Genomic DNA, 19,892 nt, shown 5'->3' with positions numbered 1-19,892 from the left:
GGGAGCCACTGCGGCTCGCCCGTTATCAAAAACTCATAAAAATCAAAAACATAAACTAAAACAAAAAAGCAATTAAGCGATTAGCGCCGGCATTTGTAAGATATCTCTTACAAAATCTTGAGACATCTCTTACACGCCGACGCCCATTTGCGCTTACTGCCCTTTAATGGCTTTCAAGCCAGGGTAAGCCACATCGCCCAACTCCGCTTCGATGACGAGCAGGCGGTTATATTTCGCGACGCGGTCGGAACGACACAGAGAGCCCGTTTTAATTTGGCCTGCACAAGTGCCCACGGCCAAATCGGCAATCGTGGTATCTTCAGTTTCACCACTACGGTGTGAAATAACCGCGGTAAAACCAGCGTCCTGGGCCATTTTGATCGCATCCAGCGTTTCAGACAGCGAGCCAATCTGGTTGAATTTGATCAGAATCGAATTACCAATTTGCTCGTCGATACCACGCTTAAGAATCTTGGTATTGGTAACAAACAAATCGTCGCCAACCAGCTGTACTTTGTCGCCTAGCTTGTCAGTCAGTGCTTTCCAGCCCGCCCAGTCTGATTCATCCATACCATCTTCGATGGAAACGATCGGATAGTCCGCACAGAGGCCCGCCAGGTAATCGGCAAACCCTTCGGCATCGTAGCTTTTACCTTCGCCGGAAAGGTTGTACTGGCCATCTTTGTAGAACTCGGAAGACGCGCAGTCTAGCGCCAAGGTAACGTCTGTACCCAGTGCGTAACCGGCATCAGCAACAGCTTGCTTAATGATCGCCAGGGCATCTGCGTTAGATGCCAAGTTAGGAGCAAAGCCGCCTTCATCACCCACGGACGTAGAAAGACCTTTAGCAGACAGTACTTTTTTTAGCGCGTGGAAAATTTCCGCACCCATGCGTAGGCCTTCACGGAAGTTTGCCGCGCCTACTGGCTGTACCATGAATTCCTGGATATCAACGTTATTATCGGCGTGCTCACCACCGTTAAGAATGTTCATCATCGGTACCGGCATGCTGTACTGCCCCGGCTGGCCATAAAGCTCGGCAATGTGCGCATATAGCGGCACACCTTTAGCGTTGGCAGCGGCTTTAGCGGCAGCCAGCGACACCGCCAGAATGGCATTCGCGCCCAGATTCGCCTTATTTTCAGTGCCATCCAGGGCTAACATTGCGTCGTCCAGCCCACGCTGATCACGCGCATCCATTCCTAACAATGCAGCACTGATTTTGCCATTCACGGCCTCAACGGCTTTTAAAACGCCTTTGCCAAGGTAGCGTGTCTTGTCGCCATCGCGCAGCTCGAGCGCTTCGCGGGAGCCTGTAGAAGCACCGCTGGGCGCACATGCTTCACCTACGGCGCCACTTTCCAGGCGAACCATGGCCTGAACGGTCGGGTTGCCGCGGGAATCAAGCACTTCTAGTGCGCTGATTTCAACAATTTTGGTCATAACAGTGTCCTTTGGTTGTCAGTCTAATGGATGATTGTGGGTCCAATGTATACCATATTTGCCGTCGCGGTTAACGGATGGTCAAAGGCGTAAACCCCTTCACCAAGGCATCTAGCTGCGAAAGCTGAGTCAAAAATGGCTCTAATTGATCTAATGGCAGTGCGCAGGGTCCATCGCACTTAGCATTATCTGGGTCAGGGTGAGCTTCTAGGAAGATCCCCGCCAAACCAACGGCCACACCTGCACGAGCCAACTCTGCCACTTGGGCACGACGGCCATCGGCACTGTCCGCACGGCCACCTGGGCGCTGCAAGGCATGGGTGACATCGAAAAACACCGGGTAACCGGTCTGTTTCATATCGCCAACGCCCAGCATATCCACCACCAGGTTGTTATAGCCGAAGCTGGTACCACGCTCGCATAGCATCAGACGATCGTTACCGGCTTCCTGAAACTTGGTGAGGATATGGCGCATTTCGTGAGGTGCTAGAAACTGCGGTTTTTTGATATTAATCGCCGCGCCGGTGTTAGCCATCGCCACCACTAGATCGGTCTGGCGGGCAAGAAACGCCGGCAACTGAATTATGTCAGCGACTTCAGCCGCAGGCTCTGCCTGCCAAGGCTCATGAACGTCGGTAATGATGGGCACGCCATAGCGCGCTTTAATATCCGCTAGAATCTGCAAACCTTTTTCTAGCCCAGGTCCACGATAAGAGTGGATAGAACTACGGTTCGCTTTATCAAAGCTTGCCTTAAAGACATAAGGCATTCCGAGCTTTTGCGTCACATTAACGTAGGCCTGCGCCACTTCATCAGCAAGCGTCGCTGACTCCAGCACATTCATGCCGCCCAATAACATTAGCGGCAAAGAATTGCCGGCGGTTAGGCCGGCAACGTTAATATGACGCTCTGGAAAGGATGATTGAGAAGTCGAAGACATGTTATTCGCTCTCCCTCTTATTCCTGAGTCGTTGTATGAGCGCGCGTACGTGCCGTTTTGTGCTCTAAGGCAGCATTAACAAACCCAGAGAACAGCGGGTGTCCGTCACGTGGTGTCGAGGTAAACTCCGGATGGAACTGACACGCCACGTACCAAGGGTGGTCAGCCAGCTCGACGACTTCTACCAAGGACTGATCGACGCTCTTGCCAGAAATGACCAGGCCTGCCTGTTCTAACTCATCAATAAACTGGTTATTGACTTCAAAGCGATGGCGATGACGCTCGACAATCTCATCAGCACCGTAGGCTTCACGAGCTTTGCTACCAGATTTCAAGTGGCAGACCTGACCGCCTAGACGCATGGTGCCACCTAAGTCAGATGCAGCATCACGCAGCTCGATCTTACCTTCAGCGTTAATCCACTCGGTAATCAGGCCCACCACGGGGTGCTTGGTGTCGTGGGTAAACTCGGTAGAGTTAGCATCTTCCCAGCCAGCCACATTGCGGGCAAATTCGATGACCGCTACCTGCATGCCCAAACAAATACCCAGGTAGGGAATGTTGTTTTCACGCGCGAACTGAGCGGTAAGAATTTTGCCTTCCACACCGCGCTCGCCAAAGCCGCCAGGTACCAGGATGGCATCTTTGCCAGCTAGCCGCTCGGTACCGTGACGCTCGATATCTTCGGAGTCGATATAGTCGACATTGACCTTAATACGTCCTTGAATGCCCGCGTGAATAAGCGCTTCGTTGAGCGACTTATAGGCGTCCAGCAGTTCCATGTATTTACCGACCATGGCAATGCTCACCGACTTCAGCGGATTCAACTTGGAATCCAGCACCTTGACCCATTCGGAAAGGTCGGCAGGCTCTGCTTCCAGACGCAGCTTATCGCAAACAATGTCATCTAGGCCGTGCTCGTGCAGCATCAGCGGAATCCGATAAATAGTATCGGCATCCTGTAACGGTACAACGGCACGCTCTTCCACGTTAGTGAACAGGGCGATTTTACGGCGCTCGCTCTCTTCGAGCTCTACTTCGCTACGGCAAATCAAAATATCCGGCTGGATACCAATCGAACGTAGCTCTTTGACGCTGTGCTGAGTCGGCTTGGTCTTGGTCTCGCCTGCCGTCTTGATATACGGCACCAGCGTAAGGTGCATGTAAATCGCCCGACTAGCGCCAAGCTCACTACGAATCTGACGAATAGACTCTAAGAACGGCAGTGATTCGATATCACCCACCGTGCCACCGATTTCTACCAGCGCCACATCAAAGCCTTCACCGCCAGCATAGACGCGCTGTTTGATTTCATCGGTAATATGAGGGATGACCTGAACGGTACCGCCCAAGTAATCACCACGGCGCTCTTTGCGCAGTACATTTTCGTACACGCGCCCCGTCGTGAAGTTATTCCCTTGGGTCATTTTGGTGCGAATAAAACGCTCATAGTGCCCTAAGTCCAAGTCCGTCTCGGCGCCATCTTCGGTGACGAACACCTCGCCGTGCTGGAAAGGACTCATGGTGCCCGGGTCCACGTTGATGTAGGGGTCGAGCTTGAGCATGGTGACCTTAAGGCCGCGGGCCTCTAGAATCGCCGCCAGCGAGGCCGACGCGATGCCCTTGCCAAGAGAGGACACAACGCCGCCGGTCACGAAGATATATCGTGTCATGGAAAACCTGTCGAAACGTGATCAAAAGGCGTAACAGAAAGCCACACCAGGATGGGATGACAGAATAGCAGAGTACGCCTAAAGGCTCAATTTGAACTGCAGGTGGCAGAGGGGCGAAGACGCCCCTCACTATCAAAACTAAACCCCCAGGTAATCCAAAATCCCCTCAGCAGCCTGACGGCCTTCGTAAATCGCGGTGACCACCAGGTCAGAGCCACGCACCATATCGCCACCGGCAAAAATTTTCTCATTGCTGGTTTGGTAGGCGTACTGGCCATGCTCTGGCGCTTTTACGCGATCGCGCTCATCGACCTGGATGTTGGCGCTATCAAACCACGGTGCCGGGCTTGCCTGAAAACCGAAAGCTACCACTACTGCGTCGGCGGCAATAATTTCTTCAGACCCAGGCACGACTTCAGGGCGTCGACGGCCGTTTTCATCGGGCTCACCCAAACGGGTACGCACGACCTTCACCCCTTCGACCCGCTCTTCACCTACCACCGCAACCGGCTGGCGGTTGAACAGAAACTCAACGCCCTCTTCTCGCGCATTAGCAACTTCACGGCGGGAACCGGGCATGTTTTCTTCATCACGGCGGTAAGCGCAGATCACGCTGTCGGCATGCTGGCGAATAGAGGTCCGATTACAATCCATCGCCGTATCGCCACCGCCAAGCACCACCACACGTTTACCTTCCATCGAGATAAAATCGTTAGGATCTTTTTCAAAGCCTAAGCGACGATTAACGTTGGCGATCAGGAAATCGAGCGCTTTATACACGCCAGGTAAATCTTCGCCGGGGAAGCCACCTTCCATGTACTTGTAAGTGCCCATCCCCAGGAAAACAGCATCGTATTCCTGCAGCAGCGTATCGAATTCGATGTCGGTACCAATTTCGGTATTCAGACGAAACTCGACGCCCATCTCTTCAAAGACGGCGCGGCGACGCTCCATCACGTTCTTTTCCAGTTTAAATTCTGGAATACCGAAGGTAAGCAGACCACCAATCTCGGGATACTTATCAAATACGACGGGTTTAACGCCATTACGTGCCAAAATATCAGCGCAACCAAGACCCGCAGGCCCCGCGCCTACGATGGCGACCTTCTTATCGGTCCACTCCACCTTAGACATATCCGGACGCCAGCCCATCGCAAACGCGGTGTCGGTAATGTACTTCTCTACCGACCCAATGGTAACCGCACCAAAGCCATCGTTCAGCGTACAGTCGCCCTCACACAAACGATCTTGCGGGCACACGCGGCCACATACTTCCGGCAGCGAGTTGGTTTTGTGTGAAAGCTCGGCGGCTTCAATAATATTGCCTTCCACCACTAGCTGAAGCCAGTTGGGAATGTAGTTATGTACCGGGCACTTCCACTCGCAGTACGGATTGCCGCAGTGCAGGCAACGGTGCGCCTGGCTCGCCGCATCGGTGGGCTTAAAGGGCTCGTAAATTTCAGCGAACTCTTTTGAGCGTGTGTGCGCGGCTTTTTTCTGTGGGTCTTGACGACCCACATCAACAAACTGGAAATCGTTATTTAAACGGTTAGCCATGATTTCTCTCCTCGAAGCGTAGGCTCTGGCGGGTTATTCCGGCTGACGCCGAGATTGATTCAGCAAACTACCCAAACTTGCCGCTTTTGGCTTCACTAGCCAGAAGTGGCGCGCGTAGTCGCCGAAGTCTTCCAGAATCGCCGCGCCTCGAGCGGAGCCTGTCGCCGCAACGTAGGCTTCAATCATTTCACGCAAATGACGACGATACGCTTCCATCGCTTCGGTATTGACCCGGTGAATCTCGACCAGCTCGTGGTTGTACTTGTCCACAAAGGTACGGTCTTCATCTAAGACGTAAGCAAAACCACCGGTCATACCCGCGCCAAAGTTAACGCCCGTTTCACCCAATACGCAGACCAAGCCCCCAGTCATGTATTCACAACAGTGGTCACCTGCGCCTTCAATAACAGCAGTAGCCCCAGAGTTACGCACCGCAAAACGCTCACCCGCAGTACCTGCGGCAAACAGCGTGCCGCCCGTCGCACCATACAGACAGGTGTTACCGATAATGGCGGTTTTGTGGCTTTCAAACTGGCTAACCTTGGGCGGCACAATCACAATGCTGCCACCGTTCATGCCTTTGCCCACGTAGTCGTTGGCATCGCCTTCGAGATAGAGGTTTAAGCCACGGGCGTTCCACACCCCGAAGCTTTGACCAGCCACCCCGGTAAAGCGCGCAGTGACCGGGGCTGATTCCAAGCCGTCTTCACCGTAGCGTTTGGCAATCGCGCCAGAACTCAATGCACCTACGCTGCGGTCACAGTTAGTAATGGTGAAATCAAACTCTCCGCCAGACTGGCTCTCAATAGCCTCTTTCAACGCGTCTAGCACTTCCTGGTTTTTGGCGCCGGGATCGTGAGGCACATTACGACTCACCTTACAGAACTGCGGTGCATCTGCAGGCACAAAATCATTCGAAAGCAGCGGGGTTAGATCCAATTTACGCTGAGCGGCCGTATTGCCTTCCAACACTTCAAGCAGATCGGTGCGGCCAATCAGGTCCGTCAACTGGCACACCCCTAGCATCGCCATCAGTTCACGCACTTCTTCAGCAATAAAGCGGAAGTAGTTTTTGACCATATCGACAGTGCCGCGGAAGTGCTCGCCACGCAGGAAATCATCTTGCGTTGCTACGCCGGTGGCGCAGTTATTCAAGTGACAAATACGCAGGTACTTACAGCCCAGCGCCACCATCGGCGCCGTACCAAAGCCAAAGCTTTCAGCCCCCAGAATCGCCGCCTTAACGACATCCAGACCCGTTTTGAGACCACCATCGGTCTGCAGGCGAATCTTGTCGCGCAGGCCGTTAATACGCAGTGCTTGGTGCACTTCGGGTAACCCAAGCTCCCAAGGAGAGCCCGCATGTTTGATAGAGGTCAATGGGCTTGCCGCGGTACCACCGTCGTAACCAGAAACAGTGATCAGATCCGCGTAGGCCTTCGCCACACCAGTGGCAATAGTGCCAATGCCTGGCTCAGAGACCAACTTTACGGAAACCTGGGCATCTGGATTGACTTGCTTGAGGTCGAAAATCAGCTGCGCCAAGTCTTCAATCGAGTAGATATCGTGGTGTGGCGGCGGTGAAATCAGCGTCACACCAGGCACCGCGTAGCGCAACCGGGCAATCAACTGGTTCACTTTACCGCCCGGCAGCTGACCACCTTCACCGGGTTTGGCACCCTGAGCAACTTTGATCTGCAGTACTTCCGCATTGACCAAATAGGCCGGGGTAACGCCGAAGCGGCCAGAAGCAATCTGCTTGATTTTCGAACTACGGATAGTGCCGTAGCGGGCAGGGTCTTCACCACCCTCACCGGAGTTGGAGCGCCCGCCCGCCTCGTTCATCGCTTGGGCCAACGCCTCATGGGCTTCTGGAGAAAGCGCACCTAGCGACATACCGGCGCTATCAAAGCGCGGAATCAGCGCCTCAATCGGCTCAACATCCTCTAATGGAATGGGCGTTGCAGCAGGCTTTAGCTTAAGCAAGTCACGAATCGTGGCAACCGGACGCTCGTTGACCAACTGAGCAAATTTTTTCCACTTTGCGTAGCTGCCTTCTTGCACCGCCGCCTGAAGCGACTTCACGACATCGGGGTTGTAGGCGTGATATTCGTAGCCATGAACATACTTCAGCATACCGCCTTGAGAAATGCCTTTGCGGGCAATCCAGGCATCCTTCGCCAGCAGCTCTTGCTGCATTTGCAGCTCAGCAAAGCCAGCGCCCTGAATGCGGGATGCCATGCCGACAAAGCAGGTATCCATGATCTCATCGGACAGCCCCACCGCTTCGAACAGCATAGAGCCGCGGTAGGAAGCTAACGTTGAGATACCCATCTTCGAAAGAATTTTGAACAACCCTTTCTGCAGACCTTTGCGGTAATTCTCACGAGCATCGGCAGGGTTGCCTGTTAGCTCACCGGTGCGATGCATATCCGCCATCACTTGATAAGCAAGCCACGGGTACACAGCCGTTGCGCCCACGCCAAACAACACGGCCATTTGGTGGGCATCCCTTGCAAAGCCGGTTTCCACCACAATGTTGGCGTTCGGCCGCAGCGCCAAACGACCAAGATGAGAGTGAACGGCTCCCACCGCTAAAGCCGCCTGGATGGGCAACTGTCCTTTGGGAAGGTCAGCATCGGTCAACACCAGAATCACCTTGCCCGCTTTTACCTGCGCTTCAGCTTCCTGACAAAGCAAGGTGACTGCCCGCTGCAAACTGGTGTGCTCCGGGTCGTACCCGAGTGACAGCGTGTGGCTAGCAAAGGCAGGATCATCCTGGCTGACCAGCGCAGTAAATTTACGCGGTGACAGCACGGGTGTTGTCAAAATCAAACGGTGGGCATGCTCAGGCGTTGCCTTAAAGACGTTCAGCTCCGCACCACAGCAGGTCTCCAGTGACATAACAATCGCTTCACGCAGGGGGTCGATCGGCGGATTGGTCACCTGGGCAAACTTTTGACGGAAGAAATCAGTTAGCAGACGCGGACGGCTAGACAACACCGCCATGGGGGTATCATCACCCATCGAGCCAACCGCCTCCTGGCCACTTTCTGCCAGCGGGCGCAGCACCTGATCACGCTCTTCAAAGCTCACCTGGAACATTTTCTGCTGAACATTAAGTGCGTCAGTGTCCATTGTCTGGAAACGCGCAAGCTCAGTCAGCGCTGACTCTAGGTAATTGGCTTCCTGCTTGAGCCAGCGCTTATACGGATAAGCTGACTTCAGGCGGTTATCAATATCCTGGGTGTGCAGCACTTCGCCGGTCTGAGTGTCTACCGCCAGCATCTGGCCTGGGCCAACGCGCCCCTTAGCGACGACGTCCTCAGGGCGATAATCATAAGTGCCAATCTCAGACGCTAGCGTAATGTAGCCATTCTTGGTAATCACCCAGCGTGCGGGACGAAGGCCGTTGCGATCCAGCATACAAACAGCTTGGCGACCGTCGGTCATTACCACACCGGCCGGGCCATCCCAAGGCTCCATGTGCATGGAGTTGTATTCATAGAACGCACGTAACTCGGCGTCCATGGTTTCAACGTTTTGCCAAGCAGGCGGCACCATCATACGCACCGCACGATGCAGTTCCATACCGCCAGTTAGCAGCACTTCCAGCATGTTATCCATGCTTGAGGAGTCTGATCCAGTGGTATTAACAATTTCCTCAAGCTCAGCAATATCAGGCAAGCGCTCGTTAACAAAATTGGCTTTACGGGAGTTCGCCCAGCCGCGGTTGGCTTCAATCGTATTGATCTCGCCATTATGAGCCAGCAGGCGAAATGGCTGGGCCAGCGGCCAGCGCGGTGCAGTGTTAGTAGAGAAACGCTGGTGGAACACGCAAATGGCGGTTTCCAGACTTGGATCATTCAGGTCTTTGTAGAATGCCGGCAAATCTTCCGGCATGACCAAGCCTTTATAGGAAACAACTTCTGATGAGAGCGAAGCTACATAAAAGTCTTCATCGCTACGTAGCGCTTGCTCTGCATAACGGCGCGCCATAAACAGATCGACATCGAAGCGATCACTGCCTAAATCTCCACGACTAGCTGGCTGAACAAACAGCTGCTCAATTCGCGGCAGACAGTCCAGTGCCATCGGACCACATACGCTAGAGTCGGTGGGCACTTCGCGCCAGCCCAATACCTCTAAACCACGGCTGCTTAGTTCGCGCTCAAGGGTTTCTTTAGCATGAGCGGCACGTGCATCGTCATCTGGCAAAAAGATGACGCCTACAGCAAAGCGCTCGCCAAGCTCCGCATCAAGCGCTTGCTTCGCGGCAGCGCGCATGAATTGCACCGGCATTTTCAACAGCAAGCCGCAACCGTCGCCGGTTTTGCCGTCTGCCGCAATACCGCCGCGATGGGTCATGCAGGTAAGTGATTCAATAGCAGTTTTCAGCAAGTCGTGGCTGGCCTGCCCTTCCATATGGGCAATAAGGCCAAAGCCACAGTTATCGCGAAACTCGCCAGGCTGGTGAAGACCTCTATTCATGGGCGTGCCTCTAGTCAGCGTATTTATTTAGCAGTGTTTTCATGTTATCGTAACGGGTTTTTCTTATTTTTTACTTCTTACTGCCCATTAAAAACAGGGCATTTCCCGCTTCCACCGCTTCAAGAAAAGGTCGCTCAGCATAGCGATTTGCCTGCGTGTAGCGCAATCACCCAGAACCTGCCAATCCTTAAAAAACCTTGTCAAATCTTGCATTTGCATTCGCGCTTAATAAAAAAACATATTAACTTCAACCACTTGCAAAGCAACTAAACGATGTTTAAACGATCATAACACGTAATTAGACTTTAGTATCAAACGGCTCAAAAAACCCATGCCGATAGCGCATAAGGCATACGGATTACATACAGAACGATCATCACTTAACGGCCAGACAACAAAAAACCCACGCGATGGTGGGTTTTCTGTGCGGCCTTGTTTGTTAAAACTGATCAGCAATACGGTCTATCAGTACTAATAAACAGTACTGGCTTTTGATTGTTTATAGCCAATACGCCTAGGCATTTAGTCGCGCGGATAGTGATGAAGTAGCACGCGCAGCATATCAGGCGGCGTGGCGTCACTGACGCAGGCGTCGCCCAGGGCATTGAGCAGCACCAAACGTAGCCGAGTATCAATATTCTTCTTATCTAGCTTCATGCGGGCTAAAAAGTCATCTGCCGACATTCCGGCAGGCGCGGCTAGTGGTAGCCCAGCGCTTTCAACAACTGCCTTAGCACGCGCGAGTGCATTGCTATCTATCCAGCCAAGCTGATGCGAAAGCGTTGCTGCCATCGCCATGCCTGCGCCCACGGCCTCACCGTGCAACCAGTTGCCATAACCTTGATGAGCTTCAATCGCATGACCGAACGTGTGCCCTAGGTTCAACAACGCGCGAACGCCCTGCTCAGTTTCGTCATCCGCCACAATGTCGGCTTTAATCTGACAACTTTGAGCAATCGCTTCGGCAATCACCGCAGGCTCAACACTACGTAGCGCCTGCATATGCTCTTCCAACCAGCTTAGGAAGCGCTCATCACGGATTAATCCGTACTTGATCACTTCTGCCAGGCCTGCGGAAAGCTCCCGGCTAGGCAGTGTGGCCAAAGTGTCGATATCCACGATGACGGCTTTTGGTTGCCAAAAAGCACCAATCATATTTTTACCCAGCGGGTGATTAACACCGGTCTTCCCACCCACCGAAGAGTCTACCTGGGATAATAACGTAGTAGGCACCTGAATAAAGGCAACGCCACGTTGATAAGCTGCCGCTGCGTAACCGACCATATCGCCAATCACACCGCCCCCTAAGGCAATCAGCGTACAGCGACGATTAAAGCCCGCCTCTAACAGCGCATCCCAAATCCGGCTTACCTGCTCGATGGTTTTATACTGCTCCCCGTCAGGTAGCACTACCGTGCGAATGTCTAAATGACCAGGCAGACCGACGCAAAGCGTTTCTAAATAAAGCGGTGCGATAGTCTCATTGGTGACTACCATCACCTGCTGACCCGCGAGATACGGCTCCAGCATATTGGCGCGCTTTAGCAGCCCAACACCAATATGGATCGGGTAGCTACGCTCACCCAATGCGACAGTTAGCGTACGCTGGGCACTTGTCATGTCAGTCATTGTGATACCTTTTTACTTTGAGCCCGCGCAATTTCCAGAGGGTCCACCATGCGATGGACACGACGCAGAATTTCGTTGACTACCGCACGTGGGCTGCGCCGATCCGTGCGCACCGTAATATCCGATGTCGCTCGATACAGCGGATCTCGTGTGGCGAACATGTCGTTCAGCACCTGTTCGCGATTATCACACTGTAATAGCGGTCGATTTCGATCTTTAGCAGTGCGCTTCAGTTGCTGGTCAACGGTGGTCAGCAAATAAACCACGGCGCCTCGCTCACGCAGAGCACGTCGATTCTCTTCGCGCAGCACTGCGCCACCGCCGGTAGCCACTACCACACCAGATAACTGAGTGAGCTCGTCAATCATCTGACTTTCGCGCTGACGAAAGCCAGGCTCACCTTCAACGTCAAAAATCCAGGGGATATCCGCACCACAGCGGTCTTGTATGGCGTGATCGCTGTCAAAGAACGAGCGCGACAACTCAGCCGCGAGTAAGCGGCCTATCGTGCTCTTGCCAGCCCCCATGGGGCCAATTAAAAAAATATTGGGTAACTCTTGCATCAGCGAACCGCCAAACCATCATCAAGTAGTCGTGGAGTAATAAAGACCAATAACTCTACCTTTTCATTGCTCTCTTCGGTATAGCGGAATAGCCGCCCAAGCCAAGGAATATCTCCTAGCAGCGGTGTTTTCGCTATTTGGCTCAACTGCTCTGTTGTCAAAATACCGCCTAACACTACCGTTTGCCCATTATCGACCAGCACTTGGGTCTCTATCTGGTTGGTATCAATCGGCGGTTCACCACCAAACTCACTTTCCCGGAAGCTATCGTTTTTAATCACCAAATTCATAATGATGCGGTTATCCGGAGTAATTTGTGGCGTTACCTCCAAGGAAAGCTCGGCCTCCTTGAACTCTGTATCTGGATTCCCTTCTGTATCTACGCTCTGAAAAGCCCGCTCTTCACCTTGACGAATAATAGCTGTTCGTTGGTTAGCTGTGATCACTCGGGGCTGAGAAATCGTCTGGCTTTTGCCCTCACTTTCCAGCGCTCGCAGCTCAAGATCTAGCAGCACGTCCCCTGATAGATAACCAAAACTAAACCCCGTGTTGGCAGCCGCCGCCGAACCTAGATCTACTGCGAGGCCACCCTGGGCACGGCTAATATTGTTAGGGTTAAGGTTACGCCGAGAAAACGTACCATCATCGTTTTCTAAAAAGCCGCGGGTACTCGACACGCCCCAGTTAATCCCTAGCTCCCGAGACGCGGTATCTCGGGCAATGACAATTCTTGCCTCAATTTGCACCTGACGGACGGCGACATCCAAGCGGTCTAAAGTGCCGATAATAGTGCGTACCTGCTCTGCCGTATCTTGCACCAGTAACGTGTTAGTACGCTGATCAATACTAACTCGCCCTCGGTCGGTTAACAGCCCAAAGCCGTCGCTACCACGCAACAGTTGGGCAAGATCTTCGGCACGGGCGTACTTTATTTCAATGAACTCAGTGACTAATGGCGCAAGCGTTTGGCGTTGGTTGCGTGTTTCTATCTCTTGCCGTTCAAGAGCCGCTAACTCGCTGGCAGGCGCCACTACGATCACATTACCCTGCTCCCGACTTGCCAGCCCTTGGCTTTGTAAGATCAGCGCTAGCGCTTGATCCCAGGGAACATCGTTCAAGTTAAGCGTAATGCGTCCGGCAACGCTATCACTGGCCACTAGGTTTAGGCCAGTAAACTCTGCCAGAGTGGCCAGCACTGCACGCACTTCAATATCTTGAAAGTTCAGGCTTAAGCGCTCTCCGGTGAAAGATATTCCCTGCTGTTCTCGCTGCTGTTGTGTAGCCTGACTCACCGGCTGCACTTCAATCGTCAACGTACGCCCGCTTTGCGATGAAGCCATCGCGATGGGGCCGTTCGTTTGTAGCTCCAGCCGCACATCACGCTGTCCAAGATGAGGGGTAATACGGGTAACCGGCGTCGCAAAATCAGTGACATCGTAAACCTGGTTAAGCGCATCAGGCAGCGCCACATTACGCAGCTCCGCAATAATGCTGCCCTCACTACCTTCACGCACATTAGCGACCACACCAGCACGATCAAATGTCACCACGACACGCCCTGCACCATCACCTCCACGCCGGAAATCAATATTTTCAACACGCGGTCCCTGGATGAACGGGGAAGTCTGGATAGCGTTAGTCGCTTGGGGTGCCGGCATAGACACAGAACTACCTGATGCTAGTGTGACTCTTAACTGCTCACCGACGACTCGAGCGGTATAATCAAGGGATTCATTCGAATCAACCACGAGACGCGTCCGCCCACTGCCCTCTAACACCGTCACTTGTTCAACAACACTACTACTGACGCCGATACGGCGTTGAGCAAGCGCACTTTGTGTATCTGCCAAATCCAGCGCTAGACGAGGAGGTGCATCTAATCGATAGCCACTTAGCTGGGCAACGCCGCCACTGAACTGCAGCACTAGCTCAACGTCACCGCCATGAGCTTGGCGCACATCGACATTAGTAAGCACTGATGCCATGCAGACCGATGGCACTACCGCAATTAATAACAGCAACGTTCGATAACATTTAGCAGCCATAAGCGATATCCATATCTGATAGCGAGTGAACAAGCTATTCCTCAAGGGTGAGCGTTACCTGGCGTTGCTGCCACCCTTGCTGAGGGCTAAAAACACGTTCAACAATAGTGATTCCTTGTGGTTCAATCTGGTTAATAAGGCCATGGTTGGTGCCTAAATAATCACCTTCTCGAACACTAACAACCTCCCCCTCGGGAGGCTCAATCAATGCAACTTGCTGCTCTCCCATACGTAGCGTACCCACTAAGCGCAACGTCTGGAGTTGAAAACGCTCTAAAGGCTCTTGAGCGCGCTGCTGTTCGGGGGCAAACTCGCGCACCGCCTGCTCCACTTGCAATACGTTTTCGCGCATACCCTCCGGTGCTAAGAAGGGACTGCGCGCACCGCTAAAGCGATAATCAAGCGACTGATACGTTGGCAATTCCTTCACTACCTCGGGCGCTTTCCCATCAGGAGTACGGCGTATTTCTGCAAGAGTTTGATCTAGCTGCCCCAGCTGAGGGTCACTGCAGCCAGCTAAGCCAGCAATACACAGCAGGCCTACCAAACGCTTCATGGTGCAGCCTTTTCGCTGTAAGTGCGTGCAAGCAGCGACATGCGTAGCATGTCACCATTCTGATCAACAGGCGCTAGTGTTAAATCGTGCTGGGTAATAATTCTCGCCAAATCGCTAATATCCGAAACAAATTGTGCCAATGCATAGTAATCACCGCGTACCTGTATATCTAAGGGGTGCTCTATATAGTGCGTGTTACTCACCGTAGGTCGCAAACGGATAGTTTCAATGGTTAGTCGATTTTCGATAGCGGCCTCACTGATGCTATCTAATAAAGAAGGAATTTCTGCACTGGTAGGCAGCATCGCCTGCATCTGCACCATTTGATTTTCAAGAGCAGTCAACTGATTGCGAATATCCGGCAGAAAAGCGGCTTCAGACGCCTTGCGTCGATACTCGACCAGCAGACGCTCCTCTTGGCGCTGCTCTGCTGCAAGCAAATCGCGAGCCTCCCCCACCAGCCACCCGTTGATAACTAATAGGGCAACTAAAAAAACAAGTACCGCTATCATGGCTTTAAGCAGCCAGGGCCATTCGCCTGCTTCTTTGATATCCAACGATTGCCATTCAACGCTTCGCAGACGCAGCCAATCATTTTTTATGCGTTTACGGATAGGCGTCATGGTGCCGCCTCCATGGAAACGGCTTCTTCAGGAGACAGCTGCCTTACTTCAAACTGGAAAACACGCCGACTGTCATCTTGGCCACTAGCAACCTCGGAAAACAGCGGTACGCCTAACCCTGGTATAGCTGCAATTTGGCGTAGTTGCTCAGAGACCTGACGTTCATTACTGGCAACCGCTGAAAGACTGATTTGCTGTCCGCTACGTGACAGACGCTGATAGACAACCCTATCTGCGACGCTAGCAGCAATATCGTTAAACAGCCTCACTGTACTCATGCGTTCGTTATTAAGCGTGTGGAACAGCGCCAGTTGCTCTTCCAACCGCCCGATATCGCTCTGATAGCGTTGTACATCAGCGATTTCATTGTCTAACTGCTCAATACGAGTAGAGATATGGGCATTGCGCTGCTGCTGGGCAGCTAACTGCTGTTGGTATACGTGCAATACCACAACGCCACACGCCACGCCCAGCAGCAACATAAACAACATAACACCGTAAAATTGCCGCGTCCGTCTCTCTCGCCACCCCTCACGCCAGGGTAAAAGATTAATATTAATGCTCATTGGCTAACTCGCATCGCTAACCCACCCGCCGTTAGCATCGCTGGGGCAGCGTTTCTTAACGCTTCTTCACTGAGTCGTTTGTTAATGCGTAAACGCTGCAATGGGTTGGCGATACTCACCGACATACCGCTATCATCAGCAATACGCTCAGCGAGGCCTGGAATGACACTAGAACCACCCGCGAGTACAGTATGTTGCACCTCATGCTGACGACCCGCGGTGTAATAAAGCTGCAGCGAGCGTCTCCCCTGCTGTATCACCGTTTCTATAAAAGGCGTGAGCACTTTCTCTTGGTAGTCGCTAGGTAGACCACCACGCTTTTTAGCAACGCCCGCCTCTTCTATGCTCATGTTGTAATACTCGCGGATGGCATCTGTTAGCTGGCGTCCGCCAAACGCTGTATCACGGCTATAAACGATATGCCCACCCCGTACGACATGGAAGGCGCTCATATTGGCTCCGATGTCGAATAGCCCCACACAAGCAGTTGAGTCGTTTGCCACGTTTGACTGCTTACGTAGCTCGGCCAATGCGCGCTCTAAAGCGAACGTCTCTACATCGACAGCGGCAGGCTCCAGCCCCGCACGCTCTAGCGTTTCGGTAAGCAGAGTCACGTCTTGCTGACGACACGCTACTAATACAACTTCTTGCTGGCTCTCATCGAAAGGAGCAGGACCTAGACACTGAAAATCAAACGCCACCTCACTGAACGGAAAGGGAATATAGCGGTCAGATTCGGCGGTTATTCGCTCTTCGATCTCCTCTTCGCTTAACGAAGCAGGAAAAGTAAGCGTTTTAGTAATGGCAGCGCTCGCTGGGACGGCCACTGCTGCTTTACGAGTAAAGGGCTTTGCATGCTCGACAGTACGCCGAAGCACGCTCGCCACTTCATTAATGTCGCGGATGCGGCGCTCAACAACTGCACCTTCTCGCAGCGGTTGAACAGCGTAGCTGTCTACTTGGTAGTTATCGTTAGACTGTTTGAGCTCTAACAGCTTGACAGTCGCCGATGTAATATCGACTCCAATCAACCCTTTACCGGGCTTGAGTAAACGCATCCTGGGTTCGGCCCCGCCTGCCTATCGTGCGAATTTTGAGGTTACATGATTTTTAGTGAAGTCACACGCGAATGGCATTACGGCATATCAACACTGGTGACTGCTGCCTCGCCTTCCTATAATGGCAGCCAATTGCGTGATACGGTCGTTTAGTTACCGTGTCTATTCTCCTTTTCACGGGTGCACTCTGTTCATGACGTTTTTTCGAACCCTCATCCTGTCACTTTTTTCGCTAATCGTTGCGCTCATTGGCGCCACCGTGTTGGCAGTGGTGGGCGCCGCTATCTATTTTTCCCCTGGCCTGCCTGATGTGCGCCAGCTGCAAGATTTCGAGCTACATACACCGCTTCGCATCTTCACCAATGATGGCAAACTCATTGGTGAATTTGGCGAAGAGCGCCGTATGCCCGTCGACTTCGCTGATATCCCACAGGATATGATCAACGCACTGATCGCAGCGGAAGATGCCAGTTACTTTGATCATGCAGGCGTTGATCCTCGTGGTATCGCCAGGGCGGCGGTTGAACTGATCCAGAGTGGCGGCTCCATTCAGTCTGGCGGCTCGACCATTACCATGCAGGTTGCGCGTAACTATATGTTGACGCTTGACCAGACATTCACGCGGAAAATTCGCGAGATTCTGCTTGCCCTACAAATGGAGCAGATTCTTGATAAAGATGAAATCTTCGAGCTCTACGTCAACAAGATATTTCTCGGTCATCGCGCCTATGGCATCGCAGCCGCATCAGAAACTTATTATGACAAGCCATTGGCTGAATTAACGCTGGCTCAAACGGCAATGATCGCGGGACTGCCTAAAGCACCCTCAGCCTTTAACCCACTGGCTAATTCAGAACGCTCGCTTATTCGCCGCAACTGGATTCTGTTCCGCATGCGCGAGCTAGGACATATTGATAATGATGCTTATCTAGCGGCTGTGCAGGAGCCGGTGACAGCCCGCCGGCACTACACCCAAACCGAAGTAGACGCGGCTTATGTTTCAGAAATGGCTCGCCAATATGCTATCGAACGATTTGGAGATAAGGCGTATACCGGTGGCTACCGAATTTACACCACGATTGATAGCGAAATGCAGCCCTATGCTCACCAAGCATTAGCAAATGGCCTGCTGGCTTACGACCTTCGCCATGGCTGGCGAGGCTCAGAACAGCAAGATATCGCAGCCAGCTTGGTAGAAGCTCAAGAGCAAACCGCTACTCAAGGGCTTGAAGAGGAACTTTCAGAATCACCGGAAATTCGTCAAACCGCTCGCCAAGCAGCTGAGCGTAGCCAAACACAAGTTGAGGGTGTCGATGGTGACGTCAGCAACTGGCTGCAGGTATTAGAGCGCACGCCCAACTATGGCCTGCTTCAGCCTGCGATTGTGGTTGAGAGCAGTGGCCGTGAAATGCAGGTACTTACTCGCGGTGGCGAACTGCAAACGATTGCCTGGAGCGGCCTAAACTGGGCACGCCCCTATTTGAGCCCACGCAGTCGTGGTGCCGAACCAAGTAGCGCAGATCAAATTGCTGTTCGCGGCGACTTAGTCCGCGTGATTGAAAACGAAGATGGATCGCTACGCTTGTCGCAGCGCCCCGACGCCGAAGGTTCCTTGGTTGCACAAGATCCACGCACTGGCGCTATTTTAGCCTTACAAGGCGGGTTTGATTTTAATGCCAGTAAGTTCAACCGTGCCATCCAGGCCCAGCGTCAATCCGGCTCCATCTTTAAACCGTTCATCTATCTTGCTGCCCTAGAAGATGGCGGTATGAACGCAGCAAGCGTGGTCAATGATTCCCCCGTCGTACTAGATGACGGTAGTAATTCATTATGGCGCCCAGTCAATTCAAGCCGTGATTTCCTAGGCCCGATGCGCTTGCGAACAGCGCTTGCTCGTTCGCGTAACTTGGTCACCATCCGTGTGCTTCAAGCTACGGGATTGGACCATACTATTCGCTACCTAGAAGGATTTGGCTTCTCCCCCGACCGCCTACCACGCGGGCTGTCACTCGCCTTGGGCAGCGCCAGTTTAACGCCCCTGGAAATGACCAACGCGTATTCCGTTCTTGCCAACGGTGGTTTTCAGGTCGCGCCATGGTTTATTGAACGCGTCACGCGTAACGATGATGAGGAACTTGTGGATGAAGCAACGCCTCAGGTTGCCTGCCCTAGCTGCGCTGAGGGGCAGGAAACAGTTGAAATCGACGGCAAGGAGTACCCAGTAGCTGCTCGGGTCGCTGACCCTGCTGCTGTCTATATTCTGCGCGACATGCTGCGTGACGTCATTACGTCTGGCACCGGTCGTGGTGCTCTTAGCCTGAACCGCGACGATATCGTCGGCAAAACGGGTACCACCAATAACCAGCGTGATGCCTGGTTCGCAGGCTTTAACAGCGACTTAGTGACCACAGTATGGGTAGGAAAAGATAGCAATGAGTCCACCGCTGAATATGGCTCTAACGCAGCACTACCTATCTGGGTTGACTTTATGGGCGATGCACTAGAAGGCACCCCATCAGCGATCCCCGAACGCCCGGATACTGTTGTTAGCGCACGGGTAGACCCCTCCACCGGATACCGCTTGGCGGATGGTCAGTCAGGGGGCATTTCTGAGCTCTTCCACCGTGACCATCTTCCCGGCTACCAGCAACGTCGCATTAGTCGTGAACTGGAAGAAGCTAGTGGCTCGCAGGGGTCTGGTACCGCAGAGTCCATTTTCTAAGCCGTACCTGCACAAAGCAAAAGCCC

The 19,892-nt window shown here is 53.0% G+C and carries 13 protein-coding genes; 1 reads left to right on the top strand and 12 read right to left on the bottom strand.

Annotated features, from left to right (window positions below; genetic code table 11):
* Positions 1–153: 153 nt before the first annotated feature.
* The 12 genes from eno to pilM form a co-directional block, all read right to left on the bottom strand.
* Positions 154–1,443 (bottom strand): phosphopyruvate hydratase, encoded by a 1,290-nt coding sequence (gene eno, locus INT22_RS17265; RefSeq protein ID WP_193061514.1) that lies wholly within the window; start codon positions 1,441–1,443, stop codon positions 154–156.
* Positions 1,444–1,513: 70 nt separating this feature from the next.
* Entirely contained in the window at positions 1,514–2,383 is an 870-nt protein-coding gene (gene kdsA, locus INT22_RS17260; protein ID WP_038481648.1) for a 3-deoxy-8-phosphooctulonate synthase, read from the bottom strand.
* 17 nt (positions 2,384–2,400) lie between these two features.
* Positions 2,401–4,056 carry a CTP synthase gene (locus INT22_RS17255; RefSeq protein ID WP_089039078.1) on the bottom strand — a complete coding sequence of 552 codons (1,656 nt, stop codon included), beginning with the start codon at positions 4,054–4,056 and terminating at the stop codon, positions 2,401–2,403.
* A gap of 138 nt (positions 4,057–4,194) precedes the next feature.
* A complete protein-coding gene (locus tag INT22_RS17250; RefSeq protein WP_193068642.1) occupies positions 4,195–5,613 on the bottom strand; it encodes an FAD-dependent oxidoreductase in 1,419 nt (472 codons plus the stop codon).
* A 33-nt stretch (positions 5,614–5,646) separates the two neighbouring features.
* Positions 5,647–10,104, bottom strand: coding sequence for a glutamate synthase large subunit (gltB, locus tag INT22_RS17245; RefSeq protein ID WP_193068641.1), 4,458 nt, complete (start codon positions 10,102–10,104; stop codon positions 5,647–5,649).
* 522 nt (positions 10,105–10,626) lie between these two features.
* Positions 10,627–11,733: a 3-dehydroquinate synthase gene (gene aroB / locus INT22_RS17240; protein WP_193061518.1), complete on the bottom strand. Its 1,107-nt coding sequence runs from the start codon at positions 11,731–11,733 to the stop codon at positions 10,627–10,629.
* Positions 11,730–12,296 (bottom strand): shikimate kinase AroK, encoded by a 567-nt coding sequence (gene aroK, locus INT22_RS17235; protein WP_038481630.1) that lies wholly within the window; start codon positions 12,294–12,296, stop codon positions 11,730–11,732. The genes aroB and aroK overlap by 4 nt, the downstream gene beginning before the upstream one ends.
* The gene (pilQ, locus tag INT22_RS17230) at positions 12,296–14,341 is read right to left on the bottom strand and encodes a type IV pilus secretin PilQ (protein WP_193061519.1); all 2,046 of its coding nucleotides are present in this window, start codon (positions 14,339–14,341) and stop codon (positions 12,296–12,298) included. The genes aroK and pilQ overlap by 1 nt, the downstream gene beginning before the upstream one ends.
* A 34-nt stretch (positions 14,342–14,375) precedes the next feature.
* Positions 14,376–14,897: a pilus assembly protein PilP gene (locus INT22_RS17225; protein ID WP_193061520.1), complete on the bottom strand. Its 522-nt coding sequence runs from the start codon at positions 14,895–14,897 to the stop codon at positions 14,376–14,378.
* Positions 14,894–15,520 carry a type 4a pilus biogenesis protein PilO gene (locus INT22_RS17220; protein ID WP_193061521.1) on the bottom strand — a complete coding sequence of 209 codons (627 nt, stop codon included), beginning with the start codon at positions 15,518–15,520 and terminating at the stop codon, positions 14,894–14,896. The genes INT22_RS17225 and INT22_RS17220 overlap by 4 nt, the downstream gene beginning before the upstream one ends.
* The gene (locus INT22_RS17215; RefSeq protein WP_193061522.1) at positions 15,517–16,086 is read right to left on the bottom strand and encodes a PilN domain-containing protein; all 570 of its coding nucleotides are present in this window, start codon (positions 16,084–16,086) and stop codon (positions 15,517–15,519) included. Before INT22_RS17215 ends, INT22_RS17220 begins: the two co-directional genes overlap by 4 nt.
* Positions 16,083–17,144, bottom strand: a complete 1,062-nt coding sequence (gene pilM, locus INT22_RS17210; protein WP_193061523.1) for a type IV pilus assembly protein PilM — start codon at positions 17,142–17,144, stop codon at positions 16,083–16,085. The genes INT22_RS17215 and pilM overlap by 4 nt, the downstream gene beginning before the upstream one ends.
* Before the next feature lie 193 nt (positions 17,145–17,337).
* Here pilM and INT22_RS17205 point away from each other — a divergent pair, with 193 nt between their 5' ends.
* Positions 17,338–19,866: a penicillin-binding protein 1A gene (locus INT22_RS17205; RefSeq protein ID WP_193061524.1), complete on the top strand. Its 2,529-nt coding sequence runs from the start codon at positions 17,338–17,340 to the stop codon at positions 19,864–19,866.
* The last annotated feature ends 26 nt before the right edge of the window (positions 19,867–19,892 follow it).

The organism is Halomonas sp. 3D7M (genome assembly GCF_014897885.1).
Lineage (GTDB): Bacteria > Pseudomonadota > Gammaproteobacteria > Pseudomonadales > Halomonadaceae > Vreelandella.
This window is presented reverse-complemented; position numbering and strand designations above follow the sequence as displayed.